General features: G+C 49.1%; 13 protein-coding genes. 12 read left to right on the forward strand and 1 reads right to left on the reverse strand.

Annotation, left to right across the window (positions count from 1 at the left end):
• Positions 1-238: 238 nt before the first annotated feature.
• From BQ7394_RS09880 to BQ7394_RS09930, 11 genes are all read left to right on the forward strand, one after another.
• Positions 239-742: a hypothetical protein gene (locus BQ7394_RS09880; protein ID WP_075557290.1), complete on the forward strand. Its 504-nt coding sequence runs from the start codon at positions 239-241 to the stop codon at positions 740-742.
• Positions 742-2,124, forward strand: a complete 1,383-nt coding sequence (locus tag BQ7394_RS09885) for a replicative DNA helicase (RefSeq protein ID WP_082211830.1) — start codon at positions 742-744, stop codon at positions 2,122-2,124. The genes BQ7394_RS09880 and BQ7394_RS09885 overlap by 1 nt, the downstream gene beginning before the upstream one ends.
• Positions 2,121-3,308, forward strand: coding sequence for a DNA primase (locus tag BQ7394_RS09890; RefSeq protein ID WP_075557292.1), 1,188 nt, complete (start codon positions 2,121-2,123; stop codon positions 3,306-3,308). The genes BQ7394_RS09885 and BQ7394_RS09890 overlap by 4 nt, the downstream gene beginning before the upstream one ends.
• Positions 3,305-3,574 carry a DUF4248 domain-containing protein gene (locus tag BQ7394_RS09895; protein WP_075557293.1) on the forward strand — a complete coding sequence of 90 codons (270 nt, stop codon included), beginning with the start codon at positions 3,305-3,307 and terminating at the stop codon, positions 3,572-3,574. The genes BQ7394_RS09890 and BQ7394_RS09895 overlap by 4 nt, the downstream gene beginning before the upstream one ends.
• A gap of 11 nt (positions 3,575-3,585) precedes the next feature.
• Entirely contained in the window at positions 3,586-4,335 is a 750-nt protein-coding gene (locus BQ7394_RS09900) for a YjbH domain-containing protein (RefSeq protein ID WP_394333694.1), read from the forward strand.
• The gene (locus tag BQ7394_RS09905; RefSeq protein WP_075557294.1) at positions 4,332-5,558 is read left to right on the forward strand and encodes a YjbH domain-containing protein; all 1,227 of its coding nucleotides are present in this window, start codon (positions 4,332-4,334) and stop codon (positions 5,556-5,558) included. The genes BQ7394_RS09900 and BQ7394_RS09905 overlap by 4 nt, the downstream gene beginning before the upstream one ends.
• Positions 5,559-5,613: 55 nt before the next feature.
• Positions 5,614-6,819 (forward strand): carboxypeptidase-like regulatory domain-containing protein, encoded by a 1,206-nt coding sequence (locus BQ7394_RS09910; RefSeq protein WP_075557295.1) that lies wholly within the window; start codon positions 5,614-5,616, stop codon positions 6,817-6,819.
• A gap of 16 nt (positions 6,820-6,835) precedes the next feature.
• Entirely contained in the window at positions 6,836-7,618 is a 783-nt protein-coding gene (locus tag BQ7394_RS09915) for a polysaccharide biosynthesis/export family protein (protein ID WP_075559961.1), read from the forward strand.
• Between the two features lie 12 nt (positions 7,619-7,630).
• On the forward strand, positions 7,631-9,991 hold the full coding sequence (locus BQ7394_RS09920) for a GumC family protein (protein WP_075557296.1): 2,361 nt from the start codon (positions 7,631-7,633) through the stop codon (positions 9,989-9,991).
• Between the two features lie 12 nt (positions 9,992-10,003).
• Entirely contained in the window at positions 10,004-10,759 is a 756-nt protein-coding gene (locus BQ7394_RS09925) for a tyrosine-protein phosphatase (RefSeq protein WP_075557297.1), read from the forward strand.
• Between the two features lie 83 nt (positions 10,760-10,842).
• The gene (locus BQ7394_RS09930) at positions 10,843-11,055 is read left to right on the forward strand and encodes an HU family DNA-binding protein (protein ID WP_235848724.1); all 213 of its coding nucleotides are present in this window, start codon (positions 10,843-10,845) and stop codon (positions 11,053-11,055) included.
• Between the two features lie 34 nt (positions 11,056-11,089).
• On the opposite strand, the gene BQ7394_RS09935 is transcribed toward BQ7394_RS09930, so the two are convergent.
• On the reverse strand, positions 11,090-11,977 hold the full coding sequence (locus BQ7394_RS09935) for a helix-turn-helix domain-containing protein (RefSeq protein WP_075557298.1): 888 nt from the start codon (positions 11,975-11,977) through the stop codon (positions 11,090-11,092).
• Positions 11,978-12,163: 186 nt separating this feature from the next.
• Between BQ7394_RS09935 and BQ7394_RS09940 the strand changes: the two genes are divergently transcribed.
• On the forward strand, positions 12,164-13,276 hold the full coding sequence (locus tag BQ7394_RS09940; protein WP_075557299.1) for an efflux RND transporter periplasmic adaptor subunit: 1,113 nt from the start codon (positions 12,164-12,166) through the stop codon (positions 13,274-13,276).
• Position 13,277 lies beyond the last annotated feature (1 nt).

A 13,277-nucleotide genomic window follows, 5' to 3' on the forward strand; every position in this document is an offset into this window, starting at 1 on the left:
TACTGTCTACCTTTGTTTTAGTCGTTGATATACGGTCTTGTTTTCCGAAAAAATGGAAAAATCTTGTATTTATAAATTTCTTATAAAAAGAAATACTTCTTACTATATTAAAGAGGAACCGCTTCCGGTCGGATAGAAAGCAAATAGCGTGTAAGGAAGAAGCAAGATAATTCAATGATTTTTGCAAATAGAAATCGTATAACAACGTAAATACTAATAGATATTAATATTTACGGTTATGAACAAAGATCTTCAAAACAGTAGCCGGGTAACAGATTTCCTGGGAAAAGCGTTTGTCAAAATGCCGTGCAAGTTATTAAACCTGTCATTGCATCCGGAGAAAAAAAAGCGTCAGTTGGCCTGTATGTATATGGCGCTGATCACATTGAGTTTCTTTCGTGATGGAACTGTGATGCTGGGAAAAAACAAACATGTTTGCCGCAGGGGAGAATATGTGGGTACTCATTCGGAACTGGCTCGTTTCACGGCTATCAGTCTCGGTTCGGTAGGTTATTATCTGAAGATGCTTGAAATGGACAAACTGATCGTGTTGAACGTCGTAAAGGGAGGTACCCGTATCGGGATTTGCAATTATGATCTTTTTTCCGGGCACGAACCGGAAATGAATGGCTGGCAGGATGCTTTGGCCGGAGAAGCCGGGCGCAGGATGGCCGACGTGGAACGTGCGATGGGAGGTCGGAACATGCAGGATTTGAATCCGGAGGAAAGGGGGAATGCCTGATGGATGCGGATAAGACGAATAATATGGGAATGGGTGGTATGACCATTGTCGAACTGGAAAGTACGCTGGTTTGTTGCCTGATGACTTCATTGGATGCTCCGATGCAGGTCTCCACGATGTTACGTAAGGAGATGTTTTCGGATAAATCGCTGAGATTTGTCTTCGGTGTAATCATGGATTTGTACGATCAGGGCGTGCAGCCGGATATGGTGACGGTAGAAACCGGAATGCGCCGGCAGGATGAAGCCCGCTGGAAGGAACTGAATGGACTGTCGTTCCTGCTTCCGGCGATGCTGAATGTGCGCAATGCGGAGAATGTAATACGTTATGCCGAAGAGGTGAAACGGCAATATAAGTTACGCTGCCTGATGCAGTTGTTCGTGACGTTAAATTTTAGTTCCGGGAAATTCGATGCCGATCCCGACAAGCTGATTGCGGAAGCGGAACAGTCGTTGCAGGAGCTTCGGCGCGACACAGCCGGTGGAAAAGCGATGCGTACGGTAGGAGAATTGGCGGAAGAAGCTTTGCAATGGCATAGCAGGCGTGCCGGGGCATCGGAGGATGTGACCCGTTTGTTGACCGGGATAGAGGAGCTCGACTATGTAACGGGAGGTTTGCACAGAGGCGAAATTATCATTCTAGGGGGCCGTCCGAGTGATGGGAAGACTGCGGTGGCACTTCATATAGCCGTCAATGCAGCGAAGGAAGGGAAGCATGTCTGTTTGTTCAGCCTCGAAATGTCGGATTTGCAGATGCTGAACCGTATCCTGGCCGGTATGACGGATGTGGATCCGGACCATTTGCGGATCAGCGGATTGACCGGGAAGGAACTGGAGCAATTGAAAGAGGCAAGCCGCAAACTGGAACATCTTCCTCTCTATATGGATTATACGCCTTGCAACACCGTCAGCGATATACGTGCCAAGGTGATGCTGAAAAGCAAACAAGGGGAATGTGATTTGGTGGTGATCGATTATTTGCACCTGCTGTCGTCTGTCCGACAGAAGAATGAAACACAGGATCAGGTCGTGGGGCGTAATGTGGTAGCCCTGAAACAGCTGGCCCTGGAGGCCGATTGTCCGGTACTGCTTGTTTCGCAGATGAACCGGGCCTGTGATACACGTGCCGACAGGGCACATATCCCGGTGATGAGCGACCTGAGAGATTCGGGTACGATCGAGCAGGTGGCGGATTGTGTCGTGTTTGTTTACCGTCCCGAGAAGCATGGCATTACGAAAGATGAACGGACGGGTGAAAACCTGGTAGGAGTAGGCAAACTCTATATTGTGAAGAATAGGAACGGGGCGACCGGCATTGCACGGTTCCGTTATAATCCTTCGTATACAAAAATCACAAACTATTGTAATACCGTAACATCATGACGCATCAGGAAATAAACCATATAAAACAGTCGGCTCCGCAGATCGAAGAGGTCATCGGACGATATGTGCAGCTGACACGGAAAGGCAAAAGCCTGCTGGGGCTTTGTCCGTTCCATGAAGACCACCATCCTTCTTTGGTTGTTAACCAGGAGAAGCAATATTTTACCTGTTTTGCATGCGGGGAGAAAGGGGATGTGATCCATTTTTTACAGAAGATAGAAGGGCTGTCGTTTAAGGAAGCGGTTAAGAAATTAAAAATTGAAAATGGAACATTGAAAATTAAATCCGAAGTCAAACCCGGAGTCAAATTGACAAACCCTGTTTGTGAAACAGAAAAATTTTCAATTTTCAATTCTCAATTTTCAATTGAAAAAAACCTTCAGTTTTTTTCGTCTCTCCTTCCTGCCGCTTCCGGAGATTCGGACCTGACTCCGACCTGGCTTGATTTTGAGGTAGGAACTTCCCCGGCTATGGTTGCCGGGGAATGGAAAGCGATGCGTAACCGGCTGGTATTCCCGATACGGGATGAAGAAGGCATACTGGTAGGATTTGGGGCGCGTCGACTGACGGAAGTACCGGGCTCTCCCAAATATATCAATTCGCCGACCAGTGAACTTTATCGTAAGAACGAGCTTCTTTACGGATTGAATATCGCCCGCAAGGCAATTAGGGAAAAAGGATATGCCATACTGGTGGAAGGCTACAAAGACGTGCTGGCGATGCATGCAGCGGGATTCGGAAATACAGTGGCGCTTTGTGGAACGGCTTTATGCGACGGCCATATTGCGCTGCTGAAGAAATATACATCGCGGGTATTGGTGATGCTGGATGCGGATACGGCTGGAAGAAATGCTTCGGAAAAGGCCGTTTCGCTTCTAAGGATGCAGGGTATACGGGCTTACGGGGTAGAATTGCCGGAGGGGGAAGATCCCGACTCGTTGTTCCGGCTTTGGGGAAAAGAGCGGTTTACCGGTTATCTCCGGAAAAAGCTTGCAGAGGACTCGCCCTCGGAAGAGGCTTTGTTATTGGAACGTATCCGGATAGGGATACAGACGTTGTCTGGCATTACGGATATGACGGAAAGGATGCAGGCGCTTCGTCGCCTGAATACCGGGATTGCTCACCTGACCGGTCTGTCGCAGAGGCAGAAACGTCCGGCCACTATGGATTGGAGGTGGGCATGAAACGGGAAGATGAAAAAGACAAGAAAAAATCTGTGGAAGAAGAAGAGGAAAAGAAGTGGAAGAACCGCAGTTTTACCTGGATGGAACTAGGCGTGTTGTATAGTCCGACACTGACTCCCGCGGCAGCTTCCCGCCGGTTGAAAGCCTGGGTGATAGCGAATGGTGGTCTGATCCGTAGCTTGACAAAGACAGGCTGGAACCGTACGCAACGTATTCTGACACCACGCCAGGTAGGGTGTATTGTGGAGGTGCTCGGGGAACCTTAAAAAATGTGTTTATGATGAATATATCGATCCGGTTTAAGAAACTGATTCTGTCTGCCTGTTGGTTGCTGATGGCAGTCGGCCTTCACGCCCAGCACTCAATGGGAGTGACAGGCTTGCTGAATATCCCGACGGCGGATATGCAGGCGGACGGGACATTTATGGTGGGGGTGAATTACCTGCCGGAGCAGATGCTTCCCGAGCATTGGGATTATAATTCGGGGAATTATTTCCTGAATATGACTTTTCTGCCTTGCCTGGAAATAGGGTATCGTTGTACGCTGCTGAAACTTAAGACTGGGAAGTGGAACCAGGACCGTTCGGTGTCGCTTAGGATACGTCCGCTGAAAGAGGGGAAATACTGGCCGTCGGTGGTCGTAGGGAGCAATGACGCTTTGACGACCGGGCAGCTGAATACATTCAGTGAAGTTACCGGTAACCGTTATTTCTCATCGGTGTACGGAGTAGCGACGAAGCATTTCCTGCCCGGCGGTCATGACCTGGCATTCACGTTCGGATGGAATATCCCGTTCCGCAAACATGCCGTTCGTGACGGGGTTTTCGGAGGGATGAGTTATTCACCGGCTTTCTGCCGTCCGCTTTCCCTGATGGCGGAATATGACGGAAACGTGGTGAATATGGGCGGGAGTGTCCGGCTTTTCAATCATTTTACGGTACATGTGTTTTGCTATGACCTGGAAGCGGTGTCGTGCGGGGTACGGTACGAACTGGTGTTACTGGGTAAGAAAGGGGGTAGACCATGAGGCGGAGGTGTTGGATGACGAGTCTCCTGCTGTTGTGGGGGATGGCTGTGGCTGTACAGGGGCAGCATTCGCGAAATCATCTGCCTACGGGCAGGTCGGTGGAGGAAGCGGCAGAGCAGGTGTTGTTGTCGCTGGGCATGGAGGAAGTGAGGGTGGCACGGACCGATTCGGTTTGCACTGTCGCTTACGAGGATAATATTTACCGGGGGACTTACCGGGGACTGGCTGCGGTGGCGGAGAGCTTGCGGAAACTGCCGGAGGCGGAACAGGCTGTCCGATATGAGCTGGTGGTGCTGGATGACCGGATACCGCGGTTGTTGCTGACATTGCCCCGGGAGGTGGAGGCTCTGGAGGTTAGCTACGATACGGATGAGGCGATGCGCCGGTTGAAAGGCAAGGAGAGCCGGAACCGGATGGCGGGACGGGTCGATGTGGTCTTGTATCCGGAGTTGTTTTTGCAAAATTCGTGGCTCGACAAGTTGTATGGGGTGGCTGTCAATTTCTCGCCTGCCATCGAGATGGACCTCTGGAAAGGGGCGGTACTGACAGGGCAGGTGATATTGCCGCTTTATACGAATATGACGGATTATCGGAAATACATACGTCCGGGAGTGATCACGCTCCGGCAGGAGTTCCGTTTGCCGGGCGGTGTGCTGGGACGGCTGACAGCGGGAAACTTTACGGGTAACCGGATGGGGGTGGACGCCGCTTTGCGTTATCAGCCTGCCCGGGGACGGTGGATGGTCGGGGCGAATGTTGGACTGACCGGATCGAGTACCTGCTATGGCGGGGAATGGGTGGTGTCAACCTGGAGGAAGGTGACGGGATCGGTATGGGGACGGTATAATGAACCGCGGTATGATTTGCAGATCGACCTGGCGGCTGTGCGGCTGGTGTACGGAGATATGGGGGCACGGCTGGATTGCCGCCGTCATTTCGGAGAGGTGACGGTCGGTGTGTATGGGCTGCTGACCGGCGGGGAAGTGAATGGCGGTTTCCATTTTGCTATTCCCATTCCGGGGACGAAGCGGGGGAAACGCCGGGCGGTCCGTTTCCGTTTACCGGAATACTTCGCCCATGAATACAGGGCACGGCATGGTGGTTCCTACGGCGATGAGCTGCTGGGTTACAGCTATGAGGTCCGTCCCGATGAGAACGGCAGCCGGGGGTATGATGCACCGGAGTTCGTTCGAAAAGAGGTTTTAAAGATCATTACAAGATAATAAAACCAACTAAACTTAAAATATATACTAAATATTAATATTAAACTTATCAAGTATGAAAACAACTAATTATTGTTCGTTGGGCCTGTTGGCTGCAACGCTGGTGTTTGGCGGATTATTTTTTAATTCCTGTAAAGACGATGAAGTGGAACCCGTTCCGGAAATCGTGGAAAACCCGCTGGAGAAAGATGCCTATTTCATCACCGGTAAGGTGACGGACGGGGCAAATGCCCTGGCTGATGTAGCTGTATCGGCCGGAAGTGTATCGGCGAAAACCGATGCTGCAGGTACTTATCTGATAGAAGTGACCAAGAAAGGTACATTTGAACTGAGCTTCGCAAAAGACGGCTATATCACGATCGGGAATGAAGTAACCATCGACAACGATGCCGATAAAGGAACCATCGTCTCTTATTCACAGGTATTGACAAAGAAAGCGGATGCTGTCAAAGTCGATCCGGAGAAAGATACGCAGGTGACTGCTTCGGAGGATGTCGATGTGGCTATCCCTGCCGGGGCTGTGAAGACGGAAACAGATGTGACGATTACTCCGTTTGTGCCTGCTGCCGATAAGAAGGTGAAAGAGGCTGCCGATAAGGCGATCGCTACTTCTACTCCGGTGGAAACATCGTCTGCCCTCTCTTTGACCAGCCTGAGTTGTGAACCGGACGGTCTGACCTTCGACAAGCCTGTGGAGATAAAGGTGAAGGCGGAAGAGGCTGAGAACGGCGTTTATTTCACGAAAGCGAAACATTATGTAAACGGTACGGAAGAAGGGGAAGCCGATTTCGATGCGGAAAATAAATCGTATGTGATTCGCCTGAATGGTTTCTCCGTGCATGAAGTGAAGGTCGCTACCGACTTTTCTGCCGAACCGGGTAGTGAATCCGTTTTCTCCGAAGTGATAGATAACCTGGGAAAGACGACTGCCGTATCGAAGACGTTCTCTTTCAAGATGAAAGACGGCTGGAGGATCGTATCCAAGAGCGCAGGTGTGACAGGCGGTATCGAGGCAAAGCTGATGGCAGCTCTGACCAATACGTTATCCAGCAGCGAAGGTATCTCTGAAACGGAAATATCCAAAGAGGTGGCAGTATGCGGGGATATGAAGATGTCGGTTGCTTTCAAGCAGGCATTGGTGAAGTATACTTTCCAGGTAGAGACAAGTGCAGGGACTGAAAGCATTACTGCCGAAAAATACGGAACCGTGTCACAAAGCATCGAAAAGGAACAGGGTAATATGAAACCCGAACATAACTAAAACCTCGTAAATGAATATGATGAGAAAATATGTGACCTATCTGTTGGTGTGTGTGGCGGTATTTTTTACCGCCTGCACATCGACAAAAAAGATACTCTATTTACAGGATGTCGTCCCGTTGAAGCAGCAGGAGATCGAGCAGAAATACGAAGTGATTATCCATAGCGATGACCTGCTGGCTATCATGGTGAACAGCCGCGATCCGGAACTGGCACTGCCTTTCAATATGCCGATGGTGACCTATCAGCTGGGATCGAACAGTACCGGACAACAGCGCGTCTTGGGATACCTGGTCGATACGAACGGGGATATCGATTTCCCGATCCTTGGAAAGATCCATGTGGAGGGGCTGACCCGTATGCAGTTGACGGAGCTGGTGAAGAACAAGCTGATAGAAGGGGATCTGATCAAGGATCCGATCGTGACGGTACAGTTCCTGAACTTTAAGGTGTCCGTCATGGGAGAGGTGGGCCGTCCGGGTAGTTTTACTATCTCCGGCGACCGTATTACGCTGCTGGAAGCGTTGAGTATGGCGGGCGACCTGACCATCTACGGACGACGTGACCGGGTAGGCGTGATCCGTGAAAACAACGGAAAGCGTACGATCCTTTTCCACGACCTGCGCTCGGCGGAGATATTTAATTCGCCCTGTTATTATCTGCAGCAGAACGATATCGTGTATGTGGAACCGAATAAAGCGAAGTCGGGACAGAGCGGCATCAACCAGAATAACACAATCGGAGTCTGGGTTTCCGTCATCTCCCTCCTGACGACCATCGCAGTATTAATCTTTAAATAACCGGATGATCCAATGAATTCTGAACAAGAAACAACTTATCTGCGTGAAGAAGAAAACGAACTGAATCTAAGGGATCTTTTCAATATTGTCCGGGCTAACTGGTATTGGTTTCTCTTGTCTGTCCTGCTCTGTAGCGGGGCGGCATTCCTGTATCTGAAATGGGCACCGAAAGTGTATACGCGTACGGCTTCCGTTCTGATCAAGGATAATGCAAAGGGGGGTGGTCTCAGTGAGTCGGCTGCTTTTGAAGAGCTGAACATGTTCAATGTAAAAAGTAATGTGGACAACGAGGTACTGGTATTCAAGTCGAAGCGTTTGATGAATATTGTTGCCGAACGGCTGAATCTGGATGTCAGCTATACGGTGAAGGAGGGATTGCGTACGGTGGAGCTGTATACGCAGTCGCCCGTTGCCGTACAGTTTCCGGAAACGGAGGCGGTACAGGCGTTTTCTTTGACGGTGACCCCCTTGTCGGAAAAGGAGGTGATGCTGTCGGACTTCTCCACGGACGAAGGAAAGATGCAGAAGATCGCGCTGAACGATACGGTAACTACCCCTGTCGGCAAGCTGGTGGTGACTCCGACGCTGTATTACTCGGATAAATACTTCGGCAAGCCGGTCGCTGTCGGCAAGAAGAACCGGGAGGATGTCACTTTGAGCTATAGCAATGCGCTGCAGGTGGCACTGGCCAGTAAGACGGCGACGATCATTAACCTGACTTTGCAGGATGTCTCTATCCCGCGTGCGGAAGATGTACTGAACATGCTGATTGCCGTTTACAACGAGGATGCGATCAACGACAAGAACCAGGTGACGGTGAACACGTCCAACTTCATCAATGACCGTCTGATCATTATTGAGAAGGAGCTGGGGAGCGTGGATGCCGATATCGAGACTTACAAGCGTGAAAACCAGTTGACGGACATCAGTTCGGAAACGGGCATGTATCTGCAGGAAAGCAGCCAGTACAGCAAAGAGGGGTTGGGGCTGGAGAACCAGCGGACGCTTGCCAAATATATCCGCGATTACCTGACCGATCCGCATAAAAGTTCGGATCTGATACCTGCCAATACGGGTATCGCCGATGTGAATATCGAGGGACAGATCAGCGAGTACAACAACCTGTTGCTGAAACGGGATAAACTGATCAGCAACAGCAGTAACAAGAATCCGGTGGTGATGGACCTGAACAATTCGCTGAATGCGATGAAACAGACCATTATCCGGGCGGTGGACAACCTGATTGTCGGTCTGAATATCAAGATCAAGAATATCAAGGAGCGGGAGGTGCAGACGTCACGCCGTATCTCGGCAGTTCCGACGCAGCAGAAATATGTGCTGTCGGTCGAACGCCAGCAGAAGATCAAGGAAGAGCTGTATCTTTACCTGTTGAACAAGCGGGAAGAGAATGCCTTGTCACAGGCGATTACGGAAAGTAATGCCCGTGTGATCGATGCGGCACAGGGAAGCCGGCTTCCGGTGGCTCCGAAGTCGATGATGATCCTGTTGGCGGCTATGGTGTTGGGGCTGGCTATTCCGGCGGGCGTGATCTGGCTGCAGGTGGTCATGAATACGACTGTGCGTACGCGTAAGGATGTGGAGGATGCCGTATCGATTCCGTTTTTGGGAGAGATCCCTTTGCGCGACAAGAAGAATAAGGATGAGATAGTCGTGCGTGAAAACGGTCGCGACAGTATTTCGGAGGCTTTCCGTATCGTGCGTACGAATATGGATTTCATGCGTGTGAAAGCGAAAGAGATGAAAGTGGTGATGTTCACTTCTTTCAATCCGAATGCGGGTAAGACCTTTGTGTCGATGAACCTCGCCATGAGCTTTGCACTGACCAGCAAGAAGGTGATACTGATCGACCTCGATATCCGTAAGGGTACCCTTACAAGCCATGTTAGCGGCGCCGCTAACATGGGGGTAACTAATTATTTATCCGGGAAGGTGGATGATATAGATGCCATCATTCAGAAAGGGGAACTTGCGGAAAACCTGGATATTATCCATACAGGACCGGTTCCTCCCAATCCTTCGGAACTTTTGTTGAGTAACCGTCTGGATACTTTAATGGAGGCGCTGAAGGAACGGTATGACTATATCATTCTGGATAATGTGCCTGCCGGTATGGTTGCCGATGCTGCCATTGTGAATCGGGTGGCCGACCTGACTATTTATATTCTGCGTGCCGGATTGATGGACCGTCGTCAGCTACCGGAACTGGAAAAGCTGTACAGACAGGAGAAATTCAAAAATATGTGTCTGATCCTGAATGGTGTACGCTATGGCCATTCCGGTTATGGCTATGGATACGGATATGGTTACGGGTATGGTTATGGGTACGGATATGGAAATGAGAAGAAAAAATAATAGGTTTTCGTCATGTTGACCTGGATTGTACCGAAGAGAAACATTCTTTATACCACATTGCTTGAGGGAATGACAGATGTGCATGCACATCTGCTTCCCGGTGTGGACGGAGGATCGGAGTCTTTGATGGACTCGATGGCTGCCTTGAAGAGAATGAAGGAGGTGGGGGTGAAACGCATCTTCCTTACTCCCCATATCGCAGATGAGTGCAAGAATAATTCGCCGGAACTTTTACAGGCTAAATATTCTATTCTGAAAGAGTGTTGTCCGCCGGATATGGAATTATACCTGGCTGGCGAATATATGCTGGATAGTGGGTTTGATGCCCGTAAAAGGGGAGAAATACTGACTTTCCCCGGAAAGCAGATATTGGTGGAGACTTCCTGTTCGTCGGCTCCGGAGAGATTCCTGACATTTTTATTTGATCTGGTCCTGGAGGGATATAAACCTGTTATCGCGCATCCGGAGCTGTATCGGTACATGACACAGAATGATTATTATTTTCTGAAAGACAAGGGGTATAAATTCCAGTTGAATTTGTTCTCGTTGGCCGGATTGTATGGAAAACAGCCCCGATCAGTTGCACGGAATCTGTTGGATAAAGGATATTATGATTATGTGGGTTCGGATTTTAGGCGGCTGGGGGATTACGAGAAAGGTCTGAAAAAACTGTACTTGTCAGCGAACCGGATACGGCAGGTCGGTGAACTGTTTGAAAATAACGATTCGCTCTGGCACAGCGGATCGCTGCCAAAACAAATATTTTAATTTATAAGAGATATGATGAACAAAAGAGAGTTGATATATTCTATTGCAGAGCAGACGGGATATACGCAGACTGAAGTAACATATTGAACACATTTATAAATACTATCTTCGAAGAGGTGAAGTCGGATAATAAGGTGAGGATCGGAGGACTCGGGGTCTTTTCTCTTCTGTACCAGAAGTCGCGCCCTGTACGTAACCCACAAACTATGGAGCCGATCGTACTTGCACCCAGAAATTCGGTGAAATTCCGACCGGCAGATGATCTGGTCCGAAAGCTGAACGGAGAAGAAAAGTAAATGTTTTCATAGAAACAGGCCAGGTAGCCACGGTTTATTCCGTGGCTATTTTTTTTCTATAGGCCATCGGTGATATGTCCTTGTATTTCTTGAAGAATTTACAAAAAGCCGCCTGGTCTGAAAAATGCAGTATCTCTGCGATCTGGCGAACCGGGATTCTGTCGTCTTCCAATAGGGTCATAGCCATGTGGAAGATTTCTTCGGAGATGACGGCATGAGGTGTCTTTCCCATCTGGTCTTTGATGATTCGTGAGAGGTGTTTGGTCGAGATACAGAGTTTGTCGGCATAGAAATCCACATTGTGTTCTGTCTTGAAGTGCTGCCATACCAGTTTCATGAAATCCAGCATGACCAGTTCTTTCTTTTCGATCGTGGAAGGGGTTTCATCTGCTGGTGCTCTGTGTTTGAAAAGCAGGTTGCCCAGCTCCAGCATTAAACTTTTGAAGTAAGTCCTGGCCAGCTCTGTCCGGTAATAGTTGTCTGTATTCCGGAGGCAGTCTTGCAGCAGAAGCATTTGGTTTTCCAGAATATGGTTCTCTTCGGGAGAAAAAGAGAGGATGGGAGCGTCCATGATGTCCAACATATAAGTCAGTGGTCCGGGCTTCAGGTTCTTCAGGGATTCACTGGCAAACTTGTAGTTGATGAACAGGCAGTAAGCTCTTATATCCGTGCTGGTATTGAGAATCTGGATGGTGATCCCGTCCAGCATATCCAGGAGTGTATGTTCCCTCATTTCGTATCGCCTTCCATTGAGTTGCAGTACCAGGCAACCTTTACATACCAGGATGAAGGCACGGGTACGTTCGATATAATGCTCCTTTAACCGTCCGAATTCGGATGAAGGAACCAATAACACCCTGTCGGTTAAAACACAGGCAGGCGGAAACATCGGGAATAGTTCTTCCAGGCTTAGTGGATTCATGGCTGTTTTTTTCGCGAATGTAATTATATCATGTCTAAAATGAGCAAATCTATGCGCTAAATAGACAAACGTTTTGCTAATAATCTATAATGATGGGCAAAATGGACAAATATGAGAGCGGATTGTACAAATGACGCTTGTAGGATAGCTTCTATTTTTGCCTTCGAGAAAAACAAATGCAAGAAAATGAAGGCAAGAAGTGTTATTACGATTGGTTTAGGTTTGCTGCTGTTTGTGGCTTGTAAACAACAGGAGCAACAACAGGTTGAAGGTGAAAATTACCCTTTATTGACCTTGAAGCCGGAGAACAGGCAGTTGTCTGTCAAATATTCGGCAGTGATAGAAGGAAAGCAGGATGTGGAAGTTCGTCCGCAGGTTTCAGGAACGATCACACAAGTGTGTGTGGAAGAAGGGGCACATGTCCAAAAGGGACAAGTATTGTTTGTGATCGATCAGGTTCCCTATGAAGCTGCCTTGCAGAAGGCGGAAGCGGCTGTGGCTACGGCAGAGGCGAATGAGGCAACTGCCAAACAGACGCTGGAAGGAAAACAGTTGCTGTATGAGGATCGTGTGATTTCCGATTTCGAACTCCGTACGGCACAAAATTCTTATAAGAGTGCCAAGGCTGCTTTGCTTCAGGCACAGGCGGAAAAGCGGGATGCGGAGAATAATTTGTCTTATACGCTGGTGAAGAGTCCGGTGGATGGGTTTGCCGGTATGACCTCTTACCGTATCGGGGCGCTGGTGAGTGCTTCGATGACCGATCCCTTGATCCGTGTATCGGACAATTCGGATATGTATGTTTATTTTTCGCTGACGGAAAAACAGGTTCTTTCACTGACCGCCCAATATGGTTCGCTGGATAAGGCGTTGGAGTCGTTCCCGGAAGTTTCTCTGGAGCTGAATGACGGAACGGTCTATGAGCAAAAGGGAAAAGTGGATGTGATCAGCGGGATTATAGACAAGACGACCGGGACTGTCAGTATGCGTGCGGTATTCGGTAATGAGGGAAAGCGTCTGATGAGCGGAGGTTCGGCCAATGTGATCGTGCCTTACGACCGGGAGAAATGTATCGTGATTCCTCAGGGCGGTACTTACGAGATACAGAACCGTATTTTCGCTTATAAGGTGGTGGACGGTAAAGCGGTGTCGACACCTATCCGGGTATTTGAGGTCAATGACGGTAAAGAATATATTGTGGAGGACGGACTGAAGGCCGGTGACGTGATCGTATCGGAAGGTGCCGGCTTGTTGAAAGACGGTACAGTCGTGTCGGGTACTAAAACAGAGGAGAACTGAC

It is taken from the genome of Parabacteroides timonensis, assembly GCF_900128505.1.
GTDB lineage: Bacteria > Bacteroidota > Bacteroidia > Bacteroidales > Tannerellaceae > Parabacteroides > Parabacteroides timonensis.

Excerpts from the sequence above, each read along its gene's own strand:
- BQ7394_RS09880 (WP_075557290.1), top strand. The coding sequence starts at position 239 with ATGAACAAAGATCTTCAAAACAGTAGCCGGGTAACAGATTTCCTGGGA.
- BQ7394_RS09885 (WP_082211830.1), top strand. The coding sequence starts at position 742 with ATGGATGCGGATAAGACGAATAATATGGGAATGGGTGGTATGACCATT.
- BQ7394_RS09890 (WP_075557292.1), top strand. The coding sequence starts at position 2,121 with ATGACGCATCAGGAAATAAACCATATAAAACAGTCGGCTCCGCAGATC.
- BQ7394_RS09895 (WP_075557293.1), top strand. The coding sequence starts at position 3,305 with ATGAAACGGGAAGATGAAAAAGACAAGAAAAAATCTGTGGAAGAAGAA.
- BQ7394_RS09900 (WP_394333694.1), top strand. The coding sequence starts at position 3,586 with ATGATGAATATATCGATCCGGTTTAAGAAACTGATTCTGTCTGCCTGT.
- BQ7394_RS09905 (WP_075557294.1), top strand. The coding sequence starts at position 4,332 with ATGAGGCGGAGGTGTTGGATGACGAGTCTCCTGCTGTTGTGGGGGATG.
- BQ7394_RS09910 (WP_075557295.1), top strand. The coding sequence starts at position 5,614 with ATGAAAACAACTAATTATTGTTCGTTGGGCCTGTTGGCTGCAACGCTG.
- BQ7394_RS09915 (WP_075559961.1), top strand. The coding sequence starts at position 6,836 with ATGATGAGAAAATATGTGACCTATCTGTTGGTGTGTGTGGCGGTATTT.
- BQ7394_RS09920 (WP_075557296.1), top strand. The coding sequence starts at position 7,631 with ATGAATTCTGAACAAGAAACAACTTATCTGCGTGAAGAAGAAAACGAA.
- BQ7394_RS09925 (WP_075557297.1), top strand. The coding sequence starts at position 10,004 with ATGTTGACCTGGATTGTACCGAAGAGAAACATTCTTTATACCACATTG.
- BQ7394_RS09935 (WP_075557298.1), bottom strand. The coding sequence starts at position 11,977 with ATGAATCCACTAAGCCTGGAAGAACTATTCCCGATGTTTCCGCCTGCC.
- BQ7394_RS09940 (WP_075557299.1), top strand. The coding sequence starts at position 12,164 with ATGAAGGCAAGAAGTGTTATTACGATTGGTTTAGGTTTGCTGCTGTTT.